At 58.7% G+C, this 2,192-nt stretch carries 2 rRNA genes; both read left to right on the plus strand.

What is annotated here, in order from left to right:
- A 23S ribosomal RNA gene (locus X803_RS0100355) occupies positions 1–794 on the plus strand; the annotation flags it as partial.
- Between the two features lie 248 nt (positions 795–1,042).
- Positions 1,043–1,159, plus strand: a 5S ribosomal RNA gene (rrf, locus tag X803_RS0100360).
- Positions 1,160–2,192 lie beyond the last annotated feature (1,033 nt).

A 2,192-nucleotide genomic window follows, 5' to 3' on the forward strand; every position in this document is an offset into this window, starting at 1 on the left:
AGGATAGGTGGGAGACTGTGAAGCCCGGACGCTAGTTCGGGTGGAGTCATCGTTGAAATACCACTCTGGTCACTCTGGATATCTAACTTCGGCCCGTAATCCGGGTCAGGGACAGTGCCTGATGGGTAGTTTAACTGGGGCGGTTGCCTCCCAAAAAGTAACGGAGGCGCCCAAAGGTTCCCTCAGCCTGGTTGGCAATCAGGTGTCGAGTGTAAGTGCACAAGGGAGCTTGACTGTGAGAGAGACATCTCGAGCAGGGACGAAAGTCGGGACTAGTGATCCGGCGGCACATTGTGGAATGGCCGTCGCTCAACGGATAAAAGGTACCTCGGGGATAACAGGCTGATCTTGCCCAAGAGTCCATATCGACGGCATGGTTTGGCACCTCGATGTCGGCTCGTCGCATCCTGGGGCTGGAGTAGGTCCCAAGGGTTGGGCTGTTCGCCCATTAAAGCGGTACGCGAGCTGGGTTTAGAACGTCGTGAGACAGTTCGGTCCCTATCCGCTGCGCGCGTAGGAAATTTGAGAAGGGCTGTCCTTAGTACGAGAGGACCGGGACGGACGAACCTCTGGTGTGTCAGTTGTACTGCCAAGTGCACCGCTGATTAGCTACGTTCGGATGGGATAACCGCTGAAAGCATCTAAGCGGGAAGCCTGCTTCAAGATGAGATTTCCATACACCATTTGGTGTGAGAGGCCCCCAGCCAGACCACTGGGTTGATAGGCCGGATGTGGAAGCGAGGACTAACGACTCGTGAAGCTGACCGGTACTAATACGCCGATAACTTGACACACAAACACACTAATTATTGCTACGCGTCCACTATGCGGTTCCCAACCAACAACCCCGCCACGGCCACCACCGGCGGCCCCGGGGGACAGGCGACACAACGGGTGAACACCATCACCGGTGTCACCGAAAGACAACATCATAAAGACAACATCATAAAGACAACATCATAGAGAAGTTGTAACCAAAGACTTCCCACCCCCACACGTACACCACCACGGTGCACGAATCACGGGGGACGGGTAACAGGGTTACGGCGGTCATAGCGTGGGGGAAACGCCCGGTCCCATTCCGAACCCGGAAGCTAAGACCCACAGCGCCGATGGTACTGCACCCGAGAGAGTGTGGGAGAGTAGGACACCGCCGGACAACACTTAAAAAACGCTGAGGCTCCGACACCACCGTCGGAGCCTCAGCCATTTAACCCACCACACCGGCAGCCCGCCGGAGCTGCTCTGCCGGCAAAGCTGTCTGCGGCAGAGCAGGCCGCAGGCCTAGCGGGCGATGCCGTAGAACTCGACGTTGGAGGGGCCTCACCAGGACGGTGAGGCCCCTCGCGCATTTAGGGCTGGCCCTCTCCCTGCTTGTGGGCAATCCGGTATACGTACATGCCGGGCCTCCACCGTCCAGATCATCGCAGGGTCGTGGGGCATCGTGCAGCTGATCGCCGGATCTGCGGCATCGTGGATCGGCGAGCGTAATGCTGACACCCGCCACCTGGCCGGCTGGATGACAGGTGCGTGGGCCTGGAAAGCGGCTTGCGGTTCGGTACAGGCACTGCCGCGGTGGGCAGCGTTGTTGGAGTACGGACGGGCGCGCCGAAGCTGAGGTATCTTGGGGTCATCGGCCCCGGTGCGATATTCAGCACACTGTTCCCACGTTGTTCCCACGCACCGATGGATCTTCGCTCTCGAGCACATAACTTCGGTCCCTGACCCGCAAGACCTGATTGGTCCTCCGAGCCGGGGCCCACGGCCTGAGGTTTCCCCGGTGAAGAGATCTTTATGGCTGACATCACATCTTTTCTCCCAGTGCGCAGGCTCGCCCGCAACGTGTTTCAAGCCGCTGGATCCGCGCAACTACGGGAATTTCTCCTCCCGATCGGCCGATTTGCCGGGCGCCGAATCGGCGTGTAATGTTTTCTGAGTCGCCGCGGCCGGGACAGTGAAGCTGACCGGCAAGAGCGACAAACTCCCTTCGAAATTCGGCAGTAATCCGTCATGGAATGCGTCGGTCTGGAGGGGCAGCCAGGCGGCCACCGTTAGTCAGACAGCCCGAGAGGGTGGATTTGACGGGGTGGGGTTTGGCGGGTAAGTTTGAAAAGTTGCTCCGGAGCGATGATGCGGCCTTGAGGGTTGTGTTTGGTGCCGGGTGCTTCTGTTGTTTGAGAACTCAATAGTGT

The sequence above is a fragment of the Arthrobacter sp. 35/47 genome (assembly GCF_000520475.1).
Taxonomy (GTDB): domain Bacteria; phylum Actinomycetota; class Actinomycetes; order Actinomycetales; family Micrococcaceae; genus Arthrobacter_D; species Arthrobacter_D subterraneus.